This is a genomic window from Ruegeria sp. HKCCD6157, assembly GCF_013110685.1.
GTDB lineage: Bacteria > Pseudomonadota > Alphaproteobacteria > Rhodobacterales > Rhodobacteraceae > Ruegeria.
The window spans coordinates 84,348-100,087 of the sequence record NZ_WVRB01000001.1; the positions used below are offsets into that span (position 1 = coordinate 84,348).

The window sequence follows — 15,740 nt, forward strand, 5'->3', positions numbered from 1 at the left end:
ACGATACCCCAACTACACCGATTTTGTCAGAACACCAAACGATGGGCGCGACCGCGTTCGTATAGTTTTCGGTTCAACTCATCCGCTTCGGGCGCACCGTATTCCAGCGCGAACACAAACGCATGTGTAAGATAAAAACAAGCGGCGTCGAGATCCTGATTTTGCTCGGCCCGGTCGGCTGCCTCGTGGTACAGCCGGATCAGCGCAGGCACATCATTATCCGCATGAGCCTGCAACAGGTGCTTGTCGAGTTCTTGCAGATCCAAGGTCAGCCTCTTACCGGAAACGCGACGTGTGTTGGTCTGTACGTAATCATCATACGCTTTCTACCTTTTTGCGCCTGAGTTGTGATTTCCCAGCGCCGTCAACGATGCGGACCGGCCAGTGATGAACCCATCACACGCATCCGCATGCGTCTTTCCGCAATTGCGGAACATCGCCTGCATCTGCGATGTTCCTGATTGCAAATGACCGAGCAGGGCGCATACGTGGCGCCCTTAGCCCATGATCCGGCCGGAAAGCCGCCTATGCTTCGGCACGGGCTTTTTCGATCTGGGTGGCCACCCAGTGGTGGAAACAATGCGTTGGGCCATCCATCGCGGGCGAGAAACGGCCGCCGTCGAATTTGACACCATGACGGCCTTTCTGCATGCCCTCGACCACGAACACATCCTCTTCGAAAACAGTTTTCCAAAGCTGTGCGTTCTTTGCGCGCAACGCTTCGTGCTCGGGTGCGTCTTCCGGTTTTTTGGCGTAGTACAGCTCGATCCTTTCGTTTGACCGTTCATGCGTGATCGGATCGATGATGAACGCAAATCCGTGATCGCGTTGAACACCCAGCAAGGTGTTCGGGTACACGACGATGTATTCCGCCCCTTCGTTCCACTTTTCGCTCAGATTCCGGAAGTCATCCAGTTTTTCGCCGTCCTGACCTTCGAACTGGCGATAGACGTAGGTGCCCTGACCCGAATACTTGCCCAGTTCATTGATGTTGTAGTGGTCTTCCAGACGCGAATAGCTGTTGAGACCCGGGTGAACCCAGGGCAGGTGATAGCTTTCGCAGAAATTCTCGACCGCCAGTTTCCAGTTCGACTCCAGCTCGAGCCGGACAGACGCGCCGGCACCGCCATGATACATGGGCTGTTCGAAATCTTTCCAGCGTTCCATCAATTCGCGATGGACCTCTTCGAACTCCGGGGCGTTGCCATCCACATTCACGAAGACAACGTCGCGCCAGACATAGGAACGTATGCGGATCAGGCCCAGTTCAGCAAAGTCCAGATCTTCATGCGTGTTCTGTCCGGGGCCACCGACATGCGGCGCCGTGCGCAGCTCGCCATTCAGGCCGTAACACCAGCTGTGATAGGGGCATCGGATCGCGCCGCGGATTTTCTGCGGCTTGTCGACCAAGATCATTCCGCGATGGCGGCAGGTGTTCTGGAAAACGCCGATCTGTCCGTCTCGGTCGCGCACCATCAGAAGCGGCACGCCGAGAAAGTCGATCGGAAAGGCATCACCCGCTTCGGGAATGTCCTTGCCAAAACCGATGCCCGACCAGTTCGCGAACAGAACCGCCTCCCGTTCCTCGGCGAAGACATCGGGATCGATATAATGCTCGTTCGGCAGGCCCTTGGCGGTGTTTACCGGGGTCAGAACAGACGAAAGCGCTGAATGCTTGTTCATCGGTTGCTCCTGAGTAATTCGGAATGTGTTGAACGTTTCCCCCATTGGCCGGTCGAGCGGGCTTCATTCAATATCGAAAAACCTCATGGCCGATTGAGGCAGACTAAACTGAACCCCCGGACAATTCATCCAGCAACCAGTTTTTCAGCGCCAGGGCACCTTCTGTCAGTTGGTCGTCCGGACGACCGACGAGGTAAAAGTTATTCGGGGCAGAGAGGCTGAATTCTTCCAGCGCAACAAGTTTTCCTGATGCCAGCATGGGCTGGATCAAGCGTTTCCACCCCAATGCAAGCCCGGCCCCTTTCCGGGCCAACTGTAACGCCAACGCATAGCTGTTTACGCGCGACTGCACCGGTACAACTCCGGTATATCCGAGGTCGTGAAACCAAGATGGCCAGGTGGTCCAGGTGTTGTCCTGCGTTTCAAGGTGGATCAGGCGACGTTCGACCAGGTCTTCCAGGCTTGCCCCCTTCAGTTCCATGGCCATCTCGGGGCTACAGACCGGCGTCAGAGTATCACGGTACAGTTTAGTATGGTTCAGCTGCGAATTCACGTCACGACCGTAGCGGATGAAAAAGTCGATATCCGGTCTGTCCGAGAATGGCTTGTCCTGTGCCATCTGGTTCACTTTCACGTGCGGGTAGTCCTGCCAGAACCGGATGACCGACGGAGAAAGCCACAACGCCGCCACAGCGGTAGTGGACCCGACCGTCACCGGATTTTCTGAATCGCCGCTGCGAATCTTTTCAAGTACCTTCGAAATCTGCCGGAACGACGAACCGAGCACTTCAAACAGGTCCTGGCCATCCTCGGTCAGTTCCACGCCCCTGTGCTTTCTGACGAACAGTGCCGAACCCAGTTCACTTTCCAGCGCTTTTATCTGGTGGCTGACAGCGCCCGGCGTAACCGACAGTTCGCCGGCCGCTTCTTTGAAGCTGAGATGCCGCGCGGCGGCCTCGAAGGCCGACAAAGTCGTGAGAGGTGGAAGATTATAGTGGCGTCGTGACATGGTTGCTGCGTTGCTCAAAAAGGTAGAGGTGAGTTACATTCATCCGAATGTGAGAAATTTTGCAATTGAAATCTATGTTTTTTCCTGCTGTTTGCGATCGGGTACAGAACCAAGGTCGACCGAGAACGAACAGGATGTGTGATGGATACACAAGTCGCCCGCCTCGTGCGCAAAACCCGGCTGAGCCCGGACACGTCCGATTTTTGCTTTGAAATCGAAAACGGCCGCTTCACAAGCCTTCAACCCGGCGCACATGTCGATATCCATCTGGCCGACGATCTGGTGCGGCAGTATTCACTGTGGAGTTGGAGTCAGGACGGCCGTGTAATCAATGTCGCCGTCAAGCGCGAAGATGAAGGGCGTGGCGGCTCTGTGGCCATGCACGCGCTTCAAGAAGGGGCGATGGTCGAAATCGGCGGGCCGCGGAATCACTTCAAACTCGAAAACCACGATCGGCATGTCACGTTGATCGCAGGCGGCATCGGGGCGACTCCGCTGGTTGCAATGGCGCGGGAACTGATGAACCGCGGGCAGGATTTTCGGGTCTACTACCTTGTAAGATCGAAAGAATTTGCAGCGATGGACGCGCAGTTCAGGGCCCTTGGGCTGGATGAATGGTATCATTTGCATTGCGATGACACAGACGGCAGGTTTGATCTGGCATCGGTCATGCAATCGATGCCCGTCGGTGCGGATGTGTATACCTGCGGACCTGAACCGATGCTGAATGCTGTTCTGGAAGCAGGTGCATCCTTGCGTGGCGGGGCAATCCATTTTGAACGATTTGCACCCGCCTCTGACATCGACCACGACCCAAACGCGGAATTTCAGATCGAAATTCAGTCAACCGGCGCGGTCTACCCGGTTGGAAAGGAGGAAACCATTCTCGAAGTATTGCAAAGCAACGGCGTGCATGTCGATTTCGGCTGCTCTGAAGGGTTGTGCGGGTCATGCATTGTTGACGTAGTGTCAGGGCAGGTCGATCACCGCGACGGAATACTCACACCGCAAGAGCAGGAAAGCCACGAATTCCTGTGCACCTGCGTTTCGCGGGCCAAGTCCGATAAACTGGTCCTGAAGCTGTGAAGGACGCAGTGGTCACAACAAATCATGTCGCCGTAGTGTTCTCGCTAACATCGCAATCGAGTGAATTCGGTGGTCGCTTCATGTGATCGAAGTGTCGGATTCTCAAGTTAGAACATCTCACCCTTGCTATAGGTTTTTCGAAACTGGAAACCCAACAACCACTTTGGATGCTGCGACGATATTCAACCTCAGGCTGACTTACCACCAGGACCGGTGATGACAGCAGGCAGCAAGTAATCGGAGGAAATTTGCAGTAAGAGACGTAATGGGAGCACGCGTTATTACTGCAAGCCCAAGTTTGGGCTGAACACAACTCAACATCGGTTTGTGCAACGTGCATGATTGTCCACGTCGTGCAACGCGATGTTTTCCAGCACTTTTTCAGAAGAACAAAAACGACACACTCGAGGAGGAACGCGCGATATGTCGATACCCGAACCTTTCACGGACGTTGAAATAGAAACGGCTGATTCCGGATTCTATGAAAACTACAGCGTCCCAATTGCCCTGATCAGCAAGGCCATCATGGTCGGGCTGGTCCTGTGGGCCCTGGTTTTCCCAGCGAATGCAAACAGCACATTGGGCAGCCTGAACAGCCAGTTGCTGGAGGTCTTCAACAGCTTCTACATCGTCATTGTCGGTTTTTTCTTCTTTTTCCTTGCCGTTGTTGCGATCATTCCGTCCACGGGTCGTCGGATCATGGGAACGCCGGGGGAAAAGCCCGAGTTTTCGAACTTCTCATGGTTCTCCATGATGTTCGGTGCCGGTCTTGGTGTGGGGCTCATGGTTTTCGCCACAGCAGAACCGCTGGGCCTTTGGGGATCTAACCCGGTTGTCGTTTCCGGCGCGGTCGAAGGTAACACACCTGAGGCATTGCAATCGGCTTACCGCTTCACTTTCCTGCACTATGGCTTCCACGCCTGGGCGATCTACGTGGTGACCGGCCTGTCGTTGGCTTACTACGCTTACACACGCGACATGCCTTTGACGATCCGCTCGGCGCTGACTCCGCTGTTCGGCCGTTTCGTCAACGGCTTTTTCGGCCACGTGGTCGACGTTTTGGGCGTTGTCGCGACGATCCTCGGCGTTTCCGTAACCATCGGTTATGGCGTCAGCCAGTTCATCGACGGACTTTATGCCATCACAGGCATGCAGTGGATCATGGATTTGGGCGGCGAGGTGCCGACCCCAAGCAAGGTTGGTCTGATTTCAGGCTTGGTCGTCATCATGGGCCTGTCGATCATTTCGGCGGTATCCGGTGTTGGCCGGGGTGTTAAGTACCTGTCCAACCTGAATCTGGTGCTGTCGATCATTTTGCTGGGCACTTTCGTGGTCTTCGGCTCGTTTGTCTTTGCCATGACCACTTATGGCACTGCGATGATCGACTACATCCTGCACTTCCTGTCGCTCAGCTTCAACGCCTATGGCCCGCTGTCGGCCGAAGCATTCGCAGCGGCCCTGCCGGCCGAGGCGCAAGCACATGCCGCAGACCTGATGGGTGGGGCGACCAACGCCTGGGGCAGCTTCGACGGCTTCAAAGGCGGTCTGGAAGGTGCAGCAGCCGAGTTGGACGAAGCAACCTTGGCCGCGGCTTATGCTGCGGGTGAGCAAGGTCGTCAATTCGGCTGGCAGGCAGGCTGGACCACCTTCTATTGGGCATGGTGGATCGCGTTCTCGCCCTTCGTGGGTCTGTTCCTGGCGCGCATCTCCAAGGGTCGCACCGTCCGCGAGTTCATCTTGGGCTGCGTGTTCGCACCTGCGCTGGTGTGTTTTGCCTGGATGACCGTTCTCGGCGGCACAGCGATCGATCTGGAACTGGCGGGCGCGGCAGAAGGTGCGATCATCGGTGCATCGAACACCAACAAGCTGTTCACCACACTGTCCTACATGATCGACGGTGGGCTATTGTCCATGCTGAACGTCATGTGCGTGATCCTGATCATGACCTTCCTGGTGACTTCGGCGGACTCGGGTATTCTGGTGATGAACACCATCATGTCGGGTGGTAGCCAGGAAACCGGTATCAAGCACCGCATCATCTGGGGTGTGATCTTGACGGCAGTGATCGGTGCGCTGATTCTGGCGGCGGGTGAAAACAACCCTATGGACGCGCTGCGCAATGCCATGATCATCGGTGCGCTTCCGTTCACCATGGTGATGGGCCTGATGTGCGTATCGCTGGCCAAGGCGCTGTTCCGCGACAGTCAGCGTGACAAGCACTCTGCCAGCAGCACGCAGGCAGCCGAGTAACGCGTAGGCAAAAGAAATAAAACCTGGTCAGGCCGCCCAGATGGGGCGGCCTGTTCTTTTTTGTCAAAGCGTCGCCTTTGACGTGAAAAACCCCAATATCACCCCGAGGCCAAAGCCGCACTGATCGGCGAACCAAATCTGCCCACTGTCGACCGGCCGCATACCCCGTACGTCCGCCGCCCTTGGCTGACGTGGTGACAGTTTGCACACCGGACCGGCGAGGGCCGCATCACCCGCCAGCTACACCCGCCAAGTTCGAATTCCTTGCGGTTGCAACTTTGAATACCGGGCTGCCTCAGGGCCGCGGGCAGGGACTAGCGCTTACCCAGAACGGCATCGCTCAAGGTTTCGCCGCCGATCTGGTCGTTCGCGCCTTGCGCAAGGCCGGGTGGGAAAGTGTTCTGGTCAATATCGGAGAGTATTATGCAAGTGGTCGTCAGTTTCTGCTGGGCGAAACGGATCCAGTGCACGGACTTGTCGAAGTCACGCATTTGAAAGACAGCGCCATTGCTACGTCCAGTCCCGGCACCGGATGCTACAACGGCAGACGCGCTTTCACCGGCATTCTGTCATGCTTCCGAGGCTGAAATAGCAGCGACCCTTGCGCGGACAGCCGGCGAGCGCATCGCGATCTGTGTACGCCCCAATGGGAAAGTGGTGACGCTGCAAGGACAAAAAGCCCCGGATAACACCGGGACTTTTCGATTTTCCCGACCAATTCTTTACAAGCAGTCTTCAACCGCGCGTTTGGTCATGACCGAAACAAGATGCGCCCGATACTCCTTGCTCCCATGCAGATCCGCAATCATGTTTGCCGGGTTTACACGCAGGTCCATAAGGGCATCAGGGCGAAACTCCTTGTTCAGCGCCTGTTCAGCCTCTGACCACCGGAAAACGCCGTCCTCGCTCGCGCCGGTTACCGCGACACGTACTCCATCGGCGAAACGGGCCAGATAGACCCCGACAAGCGCAAATCGCGACGCTGGCTGAAGGAACTTTTGATAGCTCGCCGCTTGCGGCACCGGGAAACGGACCGATGTGATGATTTCACCCTCATCCAGCGCCGTCGTGAACATTCCCTGGAAAAAGTCATCGGCGGCAATCTGGCGGGTATTGGTCACCACTGTCGCCCCTGATCCCAATACCCCTGCCGGATAACAGGCCGCAGGGTCATTGTTGGCAACCGAACCGCCAATCGTCCCGCGGTTGCGGACTGCCGGATCGCCAATCTGACCGGCCAGCGCTGCAAGCGCTGGATACGACCCCGCGGCCTCGCGGGCGACGACAGCGTGGGGCGTCGCGCCACCAATCGACACCGATCCGTCATCCTCGACGCAAACGCCTTGCATCTCGGGAATTCCGCTGACCGACACCAACTTGGACGGGGCCGCCAACCGTTGCTTCAATGTTGGGATCAGCGTCTGTCCGCCCCCCAACGCCTGCGCATCCTCGGCGGCCAGTGCTGCAACCGCGTCAGCAATGGTCGAGGGTTTCTCAAACTCGAAACTGTACATTTCGTTTTTCCTTTCCGAAAGGCGCGGATCCGCCCTTCATCTGGCTGTAAATATCTCGGGGGTCCGGGGGCTGGCCCCCGGTCCGCCCTCTCCTCTCAGCTGTTCATCGCCGCCCAGACGCGCGATGGACTTACCGGCATGTCGATGTGGTCCACCGCCTTGCCGCCCGAGTTCAGCGCATCAAGAACCGCGTTTACGACCGCAGGTGGCGACCCGATCGCACCGGCTTCGCCACAGCCCTTTACGCCCAAGGGGTTGTGGGTACACGGCGTCTGGCTGGAATGGTCGACACCGTAGAATGGCACGTCATCCGCACGCGGCATCGCGTAGTCCATGAAGGACGCGCTCAGCAGCTGGCCGTTTTCATCGTAGGCGCAGTTTTCCAAAAGCGCCTGCCCGATGCCCTGACCGATACCACCGTGCACCTGACCATCCACGATCATCGGGTTAACGATGTTGCCGAAATCATCCGCCGCAGTGAATTTCTCGATGCTGACCTGACCGGTTTCCGGATCAACCTCGACTTCGCAGGCATAGGCGCCTGCCGGGAAGGTAAAGTTGGCCGGATCATAGAACGCAGTTTCCTCCAACCCGGGCTCCACTTCCAGTGGATAGTTGTGCGGGACATAGGCCGTCAGGGTCACATCGCCCCAGGCCACTGACTTATCAGTACCCGCAACGCTGAACTGACCGTCCTTCAGCTCGATATCGGCCTCGGACGCTTCCAGTAGGTGGGCGGCGATCTTCTTGGCCTTGTCGATCACCTTTTCGGTCGCCTTGACCATGGCCGAGCCACAGACCGCCAGCGAACGCGAACCATATGTGCCCATACCGAACGGGATTTTCGATGTATCGCCATGCACGATCTCGACCATCGACTCGTCGATGCCGATCATGTCGGCCACCACTTGCGGAAAGGCCGTCTCGTGCCCTTGCCCGTGGCTGTGCGCGCCGACCATGACGCTGATCGAACCGGTAGCGTTCACCCGAACCGTTGCTGCATCATAAAGGCCCGCCCGGGCCCCAAGCATACCGACAATGTTGGAAGGTGCGATGCCACAGGCCTCGATATAGCAGTTGATGCCCAAGCCCCGAAGCTTGCCGTTGGCTTCGCTTTGCGCGCGCCGCGCTGCAAAACCTGCCAGATCGGCGGCGGCCTCAAGCTTGTCCATAGTTCCGTTGTAATCCCCGGTATCATAGGTCAGCGCCACCGGCGTGTCGTAGGGGAACTGCGTGATGAAGTTCTGCCGACGCAGCGCGATCGGATCCACGCCCAGTTCGCGCGCGGCCTTGTCGATCACGCGCTCCAGCTGGTACGTCGCCTCGGGGCGGCCTGCGCCGCGATAGGCGTCCACCGGCACTGTATTGGTGAACATCGCCTTCACGTTCACCTGAATGACCGGCGTCTTGTAGTTGCCTGCCATCAGCGTACCGTGCAGCCAGGTCGGGACCGAGCTGGAGAAGGTGGACAGATAGGCGCCCAGATTGGCGTATGTGTTGGTGCGCAGCCCGACGAAATTGTTGTCGGCATCCAGCGCCAGCTCGATCTTGCTGACATGGTCGCGGCCCTGTGCATCCGACATGAACGCCTCGGACCGGCTGGCCGTCCACTTGACAGGGCGGTTGCAGGCCTTGGCGGCGAAGGTGCAGAATGCCTCTTCCGCATAGTGGAAAATCTTGGTGCCGAAACCGCCGCCCACATCCGGCGCCACGACGCGGACCTTGTGCTCGGGCAGGCCCAGCACGAAGGCGCACATCAGCAGCCGGATCACATGCGGGTTCTGCGACGTAGTATAGAGCGTGTATTCATCCGTGCCCCGACTGTATTCCGCCACGGCCACGCGCGGTTCCATCGGGTTGGCGACCAGACGGTTGTTCACCAGTTCCAGCGAGGTGACATGCGCGGCGTTGGCAAACACCTCGTTCACCTTGGCATCGTCCGCCTCACCCAGTTGCCAGTCATAGCAGATGTTGTTCTTCAGATCGTCATGGACCAGCGTCGCGCCATCCTGCGCGGCTGCCTTCATGTCGATCACCGCGGGCAGTTCCTCGATATCCACTTCGATGGCCTCAGCCGCGTCGCGGGCCTGCTCAAGGCTGTCGGCCACAACGGCTGCGATCGGGTCGCCCACATGACGCACTTTGCCTTGCGCCAGAATGGGGTGCGGCGGCTCTTGCATCGGCGCGCCGTGCTTGTCGGTGACTTCCCAGCCGCAGGGCATGCCGCCCACGCCGTCGAAATCCTTGCCGGTAAACACCTTGACCACACCCGGCATGCCTTCGGCCGCCGAAGTGTCCACGGATTTGATCCGGCCATGCGCGATGTCGGACCGCAGAAAATGCACATAGGCCTGGCCATGTACGTTGATGTCGTCGGTATAATTGCCTGCTCCGGTCAGAAAGCGCACGTCCTCGCGCCGCTTGGAACTGGCTCCGATGCCACTGTCTTTGGGCATTGCTTGTTCTCCTCCCATAAACGGATGCTGCTGCATCCCTCACTCATCCCACGGGCGTGCTTCCGACGCCCGCAGCGGCATCATTCCGCAGCGATGCTGCCCACGTCCTGGCCGGATGCGGCCATGATCGCCTTGACGATGTTGTGATACCCGGTACAGCGGCACAGGTTGCCCTCCAGATACTTCCGGATTTCGGCCTCGGTCGGGCGCGGGTTCTCTTTCAGCAGCGCGGCGGCGCTCATCACCATGCCCGGAGTGCAGAATCCGCATTGCAGACCGTGGTGATCCTGAAACGCCTGCTGGATCACGTTCAACGACCCATCCGAATTGGCCTGACCTTCGATCGTGCCGACATCAGCCCCATCTGCTTCGGCAGCCAGCATGTTGCACGATTTCACCGCTTCGCCATTCACATGCACCACGCAAGCGCCGCATTGCGCAGTGTCGCACCCCACATGCGTGCCCGTCAAAGACAGATGATCGCGCAGAAAACCGGACAGCAATGTCCGGCCCTCGACGTCTCCGCTTACGGCTTTGCCGTTCACGGTCATGGAAATTTTCATGACTTTCTCCTCCCTGAATTCCAAAGGATCAACCGCCTAACACGCGCTTGATCCAACCTTTCTTTTCTTCCCCGGTCTCGCCTTCTTCCGAGGTTTCGGGCTCGGGCGCATCCTGAGGTTCGACCGCATTCTGAAAGTTCTCAAAGAACTGGTCGGCCATTTTTCTGGCAACCCCATCGATCACGCGCCCCCCCAACTGAGCCAGTTTGCCACCGACGCGTGCATCGACCGCGTAGGTCAGCAGTGTGCCTTCGGGGGCATCCGACAAGGTGACGTCGGCCGCGCCTTTGGCAAATCCGGCGGCTCCTCCCTTACCTTCACCCGATAACTTCACGCTTTCAAGCTCCACGAGATCAGAAAGGGTTACAGAGCCTTTGAACGTCGCTTTGACCGGGCCTACTTTTTGCACGACGGTGGCCTCGAACCCGTCTTCGATCGAGCCTGTCATCTCCTGACATCCCGGCACGCATTCCTTAAGAACTTCTGCCGACAAGAGCGAGGCCCAGACTTTGGATCGCGGCGCGGCGATGACGCGGCTGTCATTGAGTTCCATTTCACTTCTCCAAGTATATTTTTGTTACGCTACGCGCTGTTCGCAGCCTTGCCTATAAGACCTTGGGTGTAGTCACCGCAGCGCGGGCGGCGAATGTGTATGGCCGTGACGTTTGAAGATTTCGGCGATGCGCCCTTCCTGCGACATCGCTGATTTGGAAACACCAGCATCATAGCTGTGTAACCGAAAATTGAAACGCGACTGATATTGGCTCAGGTCGCCAGCAGTTCTGATATCCTGGACGTCGGATAGTGCATTCACTGCGGTGGGCGACCAAGACGGAGTAGAAAACTTGGTCGTTCCTGACATGCTCGGGCATCGCCGGGCAGCCTGCAACCCGGACAAGAGAACGGCGAGCTGATCCGGTTCAGTTACAGAACATGTCACACGCTTCTGATCCTGATCCGGGGTGCGCGTTGTAATACGACCTTCCGCCAGTATGCGTGGTTTTCATTCGTTGCTAGGATTGGTTAGGCTGGAGACCATTTGAATGCAAAAGGCTATACCAGATGTTTGCTGAATCCGCCGCGCGCAATGATTTCGACAACGTTCTGATCGTTGATGACCATCCGTTGTTTTGCGACGCCTTGTCGATGACCCTGCAAAGTGTGGCTCAGATCCGGGAAGTCCATACGGCAGACCGACTGGAGGACGCCTTGGATCTGCTGGCAAGTGGGCTGAAACCCGATGCGGTCATGCTGGATCTCAATTTGCCGGATGTGGACGGTCTGGAAGGTCTGATCCGCTTGAAGGCTTCCACGGACGCACCGGTGATCGTGGTGTCGTCGCTGACGGATAACCGCGTTGTCAGCCAGGTGATACAGGCCGGCGCATCAGGCTATGTCCCCAAGCACAGTCAGCGCGACGTGTTCCGCACTGCATTCGAGACAGTGCACGCCGGTGACGTTTTCGTGCCGGAGGGCTGTATTTTGATTGACACAGAGGAAGAGGACGAACACGGCGAAGCCGTAAAACGACTGGCGACACTGACAAATCAGCAGGCGCGCATCCTGCAACTGATCTGCGAAGGCAAACTGAACAAGCAAATCGCCTATGACTTGTCGATTGCGGAAACGACGGTCAAAGCGCACGTGACAGCAATAATGCGAAAACTGGGTGTTCAAAGCCGCACGCAGGCGGTTCTGATCGTCAAGAAAGCGTCCTTTGCCAGTGTCTTGCAAGACCAAGGCTAAGCGTCATACTCTCACGTCATCGTCGCGCTTTTAGGGAGGAGGCACGATGGACCAAGCAGTCGGGTGGGCAACAGCCCGGGCCCGTACGCCAGGCATCGTTAAAACGGCTTTTGCACGACACGACACCGGGCAGTCGATCGATACACTCAGACGCCAGTTGGGTGATGACCCACTTGCGCTTGTCATTCTTTTTGTCAGCCCGAACGCCGATGCATCCGTGGTGATCGCGGATGCCGAACGCGCCTTTGCGCCGACCCCGATTGTTGGTTGCACCACCGCCGGAGAGCTGGCGGATAGTGGGTATTGCGAAGATCAGATCGTCGCGATCGGCCTGCCGCAATCCCATTTCGACATACGCACGGTTCTTGTTCCGGATCTGAACGAATTCGATTCCGACAGCATCATCAAAGAGATGATCCACAACAGAAACGCGATGATGGCAAACGCGCCCGACTGGAGCCATGAATTCACTTTCCTGATGATCGACGGGCTGTCGACAAAAGAAGATGAACTGACGTCGGAATTGGCTGTGGGGCTGGGACCAGTGCCATTGTTCGGCGGTTCGGCGGGGGATGGAACCAAATTCGGGCGCACATATGTTCTGTATCAGGGGCAGGCAAGAAGCAACGCAGCCGTACTCACGCAGGTTCGCACGCCGTGTCCGATCAAGGTGTTCAAAACCGATCACCTTCTGCCCACCGCCCATCGCATGGTCGTGACCAAGGCAGACCCGGCAAAACGCATCGTTCAGGAAATCAATGCCGAACCCGCTGCCCGCGAATACGCCCGTATTCTCGGCAAAGACCCCGAACAGCTCACCACATTCACATTCGCGGCCCATCCGGTCGTTGTGCAAATAGGCGGGCAACACCATGTCCGCGCGATCCAGCAGGTGGCGGGAAATGGCGATCTCGTCTTTTTTTCGGCGATTGACGAAGGCTTGGTCCTGACGCTGGCAGAACCTCGGGACATGGTTGAACATCTACAGGAAGAAATCAGCCTGTTGACCGAGAAGCAGCTACCCGACACCATTTTGGGTTGTGACTGCATCCTTCGTCGGCTGGAGGCCCAGCAAAAGCAGAAGACGCACGCGATCTCGGACATCCTGTCCCGCCATCACGTGGTCGGTTTCTCGACCTATGGAGAGCAATTCAATTCGATCCATGTGAACCAGACCCTGACCGGCGTGGCGATATACCCGCCCGAGAAAGAGTAAGGTATGATCGAGCATCTCACAGACCCCTCGGACTCACTTGATCGTCAGAACGAGAAGCTTAGGAAAATCGCCGAAGCCCTGATGCGGCGGGTCGAAGAATCCACCAATGCCTCTGGCGCGGCTTATGCTCAGTTCCAACGGGCGGCGGTGCTTGAACAAGAGGTCCGCGCCCGAACGGATGACCTTGAGCGCGCGCTTGAGCTTCTGAATGACTCCAACGCCAGGTTGGCGCAGGCCAACAAGGAAACCGAAGCAGCGCGCGCAGATTTGGCAAATGCGATCGAAACTGTGCAGGAAGGCTTTGCCCTGTTCAATCGTGACGAAGAACTGGTGCTGTGCAACAGCCGGTTCGGGATGCATATGCCCGACATTCAGGAACAGCTGAACCCCGGCTTGCGCTTTGCCGACTACGTGGAACTGGTCAGCCAATCCGGGTTCCTGTCCTTGCCGGAGACAATGACCCCAGAGGATTGGGCCAGAAGCCGCCTGGATCGTCACGCAGATGATCACGTGGTGTTCAATGTTCGTCTTTCGGGCAATCGGTGGACGCAAGTGTCAGAACACCGCACCCCAGACGGGGGCACCGTGATCCTGCAAACTGACGTAACAGACATCATGCGGATCGAACGGCAAGAAAGGGATCGCATTCTTGACGATAAGGCGCGGCTGATCCGCGCTACGCTTGAACATATCGATCAGGGCGTCTGCATCTTTGACAACAAGCACCGCATGATCGGGTGGAACACCCGCGCAAGCGAGCTTTTGGCGATACCGATCACTCAGTTTCAGATGGGCACGCGGTTTGAAACCCTGTCTAATCGCTTGGGCGACAACATCAGCTTTCAGAAAGGCATAACCGAGGCGGATCTGCTGGATTGGGTCAGCCGACCAACCTATCGCCGCCCTCTTCAGTTCCAGATGCATCGGGGGCGATCGAAAATCCTGTCGGTCTTTGCCCAGGAAATGCCCGATCGGGGCTTTGTGATTTCCTTTACCGATGTAACTGCGGAACGGAGGTCTGCGCAGGCCTTGTATGAAGCCAAGGAACTTTTGGAACAACGTGTGGCGTCACGCACAATGGAACTTGCGGACGCGCTGAACGAGGCTGAACGGGCGAACGCGTCAAAATCGCGTTTTGTGGCCGCCGCCAGCCATGACCTGTTGCAACCTCTGTCTGCTGCAAAGCTCTATGTTGCGTCACTGGGCAGCGGTTTGGACACTGACACCGCGCAGACCGTTGCAGCAAAAGCAGAAAGCGCCCTGAACAGTGTCGAACACATTCTCGAAGCCCTGCTGGACATCTCAAAGCTGGATTCCGGGCGGGCCAAGGCGCATCTGTCCACTGTGTCGGTGGGCGAGCTTTTCTTGCAGATGGAAGACGCCTTCAAGCCCGTCGCCCAGGCCAAGGGTTTAAATTTGCGTTTTGTTGACACAAAGGCTCGGGTCACAAGCGATGCCAGTTACCTTCGGCGGATATTGCAGAATCTGCTGTCAAACGCGATCCGGTACACCGAGACCGGGAAAGTTCTTGTTGGTGTCAGGCATCGCAAGAACACAATTGCTTTGGAAGTCTGGGATACGGGCATCGGCATAGCATCAGATCAAAGAGATATCGTGTTTCAGGAATTTCGGCGTTTGCATTCAGATGCCAGCGCCGCCGAAGGCATGGGATTGGGTCTTGCGATTGTCGAGCGGGCCTGCGGGTTGCTACAACACCCCATCCACCTGTTTTCCGAAGTTGGAAAGGGCACGGGGTTTTCGGTCGAAATACCTTTGGCCCGGGCGAAACCAGAGGTTTCTCTCTGCTCTTCAGTGGTACAAAAACCAAACTCGAATGTGCTGGGCAACACCGTTGCCCTATTGATCGAAAACGATGAAAACCTGCGCGGCGCGTTGACCATGACCATCGAATCCTGGGGCGTCGAGGTTCTGGAGTGCGAAAGCGAAAGCGAAGCGATTGGCCTTCTGCGCGAAATAGGCATCCTGCCAGACTTTGTTGTCGCCGACTATCAATTGAACAACGGAAAAACAGGCACGGACGCCATGCGCGCCCTGACGGATGAATTCGGGCATTTGCCCGGCTGTATTATCTCAGCCAATCGATCACAAGAGCTTGTCCAGCAATGCAAACAAGCAAAGCTGCCGCTGTTTTACAAACCGATAGATCCGCAACTGCTCAAATCGACGCTGGAGGCCTCTGTTGCGCGCGGCATCTGA

The 15,740-nt window shown here is 57.3% G+C and carries 14 protein-coding genes; 6 read left to right on the plus strand and 8 right to left on the minus strand.

Annotated elements, in window-relative coordinates; translation table 11 throughout:
* Positions 1 to 26 precede the first annotated feature (26 nt).
* The 3 genes from GS612_RS00385 to GS612_RS00395 form a co-directional block, all read right to left on the minus strand.
* Positions 27 to 266, minus strand: a complete 240-nt coding sequence (locus GS612_RS00385) for a hypothetical protein (protein ID WP_171119331.1) — start codon at positions 264 to 266, stop codon at positions 27 to 29.
* A gap of 259 nt (positions 267 to 525) precedes the next feature.
* The gene (locus tag GS612_RS00390) at positions 526 to 1,683 is read right to left on the minus strand and encodes an aromatic ring-hydroxylating dioxygenase subunit alpha (RefSeq protein ID WP_171638708.1); all 1,158 of its coding nucleotides are present in this window, start codon (positions 1,681 to 1,683) and stop codon (positions 526 to 528) included.
* A 103-nt stretch (positions 1,684 to 1,786) separates the two neighbouring features.
* Positions 1,787 to 2,692 (minus strand): LysR substrate-binding domain-containing protein, encoded by a 906-nt coding sequence (locus GS612_RS00395; protein ID WP_171638709.1) that lies wholly within the window; start codon positions 2,690 to 2,692, stop codon positions 1,787 to 1,789.
* 141 nt (positions 2,693 to 2,833) lie between these two features.
* Between GS612_RS00395 and GS612_RS00400 the strand changes: the two genes are divergently transcribed.
* The 3 genes from GS612_RS00400 to GS612_RS00410 all read left to right on the plus strand — a co-directional run bounded on the left by GS612_RS00400 (position 2,834) and on the right by GS612_RS00410 (position 6,615).
* Positions 2,834 to 3,778 (plus strand): PDR/VanB family oxidoreductase, encoded by a 945-nt coding sequence (locus GS612_RS00400; RefSeq protein WP_171119328.1) that lies wholly within the window; start codon positions 2,834 to 2,836, stop codon positions 3,776 to 3,778.
* 423 nt (positions 3,779 to 4,201) lie between these two features.
* Complete coding sequence (locus GS612_RS00405; protein ID WP_171638710.1) at positions 4,202 to 6,028, plus strand: BCCT family transporter; 1,827 nt, start codon at positions 4,202 to 4,204, stop codon at positions 6,026 to 6,028.
* 194 nt (positions 6,029 to 6,222) lie between these two features.
* A complete protein-coding gene (locus tag GS612_RS00410) occupies positions 6,223 to 6,615 on the plus strand; it encodes an FAD:protein FMN transferase (RefSeq protein WP_216603482.1) in 393 nt (130 codons plus the stop codon).
* A gap of 135 nt (positions 6,616 to 6,750) precedes the next feature.
* Here GS612_RS00410 and GS612_RS00415 read toward each other — a convergent pair whose 3' ends face one another.
* The 5 genes from GS612_RS00415 to GS612_RS00435 form a co-directional block, all read right to left on the minus strand.
* Positions 6,751 to 7,542 (minus strand): xanthine dehydrogenase family protein subunit M, encoded by a 792-nt coding sequence (locus tag GS612_RS00415; RefSeq protein WP_171638712.1) that lies wholly within the window; start codon positions 7,540 to 7,542, stop codon positions 6,751 to 6,753.
* A 95-nt stretch (positions 7,543 to 7,637) separates the two neighbouring features.
* Positions 7,638 to 9,998 carry a xanthine dehydrogenase family protein molybdopterin-binding subunit gene (locus GS612_RS00420; protein ID WP_171638713.1) on the minus strand — a complete coding sequence of 787 codons (2,361 nt, stop codon included), beginning with the start codon at positions 9,996 to 9,998 and terminating at the stop codon, positions 7,638 to 7,640.
* Positions 9,999 to 10,078: 80 nt separating this feature from the next.
* The gene (locus GS612_RS00425) at positions 10,079 to 10,561 is read right to left on the minus strand and encodes a (2Fe-2S)-binding protein (protein ID WP_171205170.1); all 483 of its coding nucleotides are present in this window, start codon (positions 10,559 to 10,561) and stop codon (positions 10,079 to 10,081) included.
* 28 nt (positions 10,562 to 10,589) lie between these two features.
* A complete protein-coding gene (locus GS612_RS00430; protein ID WP_171228808.1) occupies positions 10,590 to 11,114 on the minus strand; it encodes a CoxG family protein in 525 nt (174 codons plus the stop codon).
* Positions 11,115 to 11,186: 72 nt separating this feature from the next.
* A complete protein-coding gene (locus tag GS612_RS00435; protein WP_171638714.1) occupies positions 11,187 to 11,423 on the minus strand; it encodes a hypothetical protein in 237 nt (78 codons plus the stop codon).
* Positions 11,424 to 11,623: 200 nt separating this feature from the next.
* Here GS612_RS00435 and GS612_RS00440 point away from each other — a divergent pair, with 200 nt between their 5' ends.
* Genes GS612_RS00440 through GS612_RS00450 form a run of 3 tightly spaced genes read left to right on the plus strand, consistent with a single transcriptional unit; the run spans position 11,624 to position 15,740 of the window.
* Positions 11,624 to 12,307: a response regulator transcription factor gene (locus GS612_RS00440; RefSeq protein ID WP_171169699.1), complete on the plus strand. Its 684-nt coding sequence runs from the start codon at positions 11,624 to 11,626 to the stop codon at positions 12,305 to 12,307.
* Positions 12,308 to 12,353: 46 nt separating this feature from the next.
* The gene (locus GS612_RS00445) at positions 12,354 to 13,523 is read left to right on the plus strand and encodes an FIST N-terminal domain-containing protein (protein ID WP_171638715.1); all 1,170 of its coding nucleotides are present in this window, start codon (positions 12,354 to 12,356) and stop codon (positions 13,521 to 13,523) included.
* Between the two features lie 3 nt (positions 13,524 to 13,526).
* On the plus strand, positions 13,527 to 15,740 hold the full coding sequence (locus GS612_RS00450; protein ID WP_171638716.1) for a PAS-domain containing protein: 2,214 nt from the start codon (positions 13,527 to 13,529) through the stop codon (positions 15,738 to 15,740).

Coding starts and splice junctions, on each gene's coding strand:
- GS612_RS00390 (WP_171638708.1), bottom strand. CDS start 1,683: ATGAACAAGCATTCAGCGCTTTCGTCTGTTCTGACCCCGGTAAACACC.
- GS612_RS00395 (WP_171638709.1), bottom strand. CDS start 2,692: ATGTCACGACGCCACTATAATCTTCCACCTCTCACGACTTTGTCGGCC.
- GS612_RS00400 (WP_171119328.1), top strand. CDS start 2,834: ATGGATACACAAGTCGCCCGCCTCGTGCGCAAAACCCGGCTGAGCCCG.
- GS612_RS00405 (WP_171638710.1), top strand. CDS start 4,202: ATGTCGATACCCGAACCTTTCACGGACGTTGAAATAGAAACGGCTGAT.
- GS612_RS00415 (WP_171638712.1), bottom strand. CDS start 7,542: ATGTACAGTTTCGAGTTTGAGAAACCCTCGACCATTGCTGACGCGGTT.
- GS612_RS00420 (WP_171638713.1), bottom strand. CDS start 9,998: ATGCCCAAAGACAGTGGCATCGGAGCCAGTTCCAAGCGGCGCGAGGAC.
- GS612_RS00425 (WP_171205170.1), bottom strand. CDS start 10,561: ATGAAAATTTCCATGACCGTGAACGGCAAAGCCGTAAGCGGAGACGTC.
- GS612_RS00430 (WP_171228808.1), bottom strand. CDS start 11,114: ATGGAACTCAATGACAGCCGCGTCATCGCCGCGCCGCGATCCAAAGTC.
- GS612_RS00435 (WP_171638714.1), bottom strand. CDS start 11,423: ATGTCAGGAACGACCAAGTTTTCTACTCCGTCTTGGTCGCCCACCGCA.
- GS612_RS00440 (WP_171169699.1), top strand. CDS start 11,624: ATGTTTGCTGAATCCGCCGCGCGCAATGATTTCGACAACGTTCTGATC.
- GS612_RS00445 (WP_171638715.1), top strand. CDS start 12,354: ATGGACCAAGCAGTCGGGTGGGCAACAGCCCGGGCCCGTACGCCAGGC.
- GS612_RS00450 (WP_171638716.1), top strand. CDS start 13,527: ATGATCGAGCATCTCACAGACCCCTCGGACTCACTTGATCGTCAGAAC.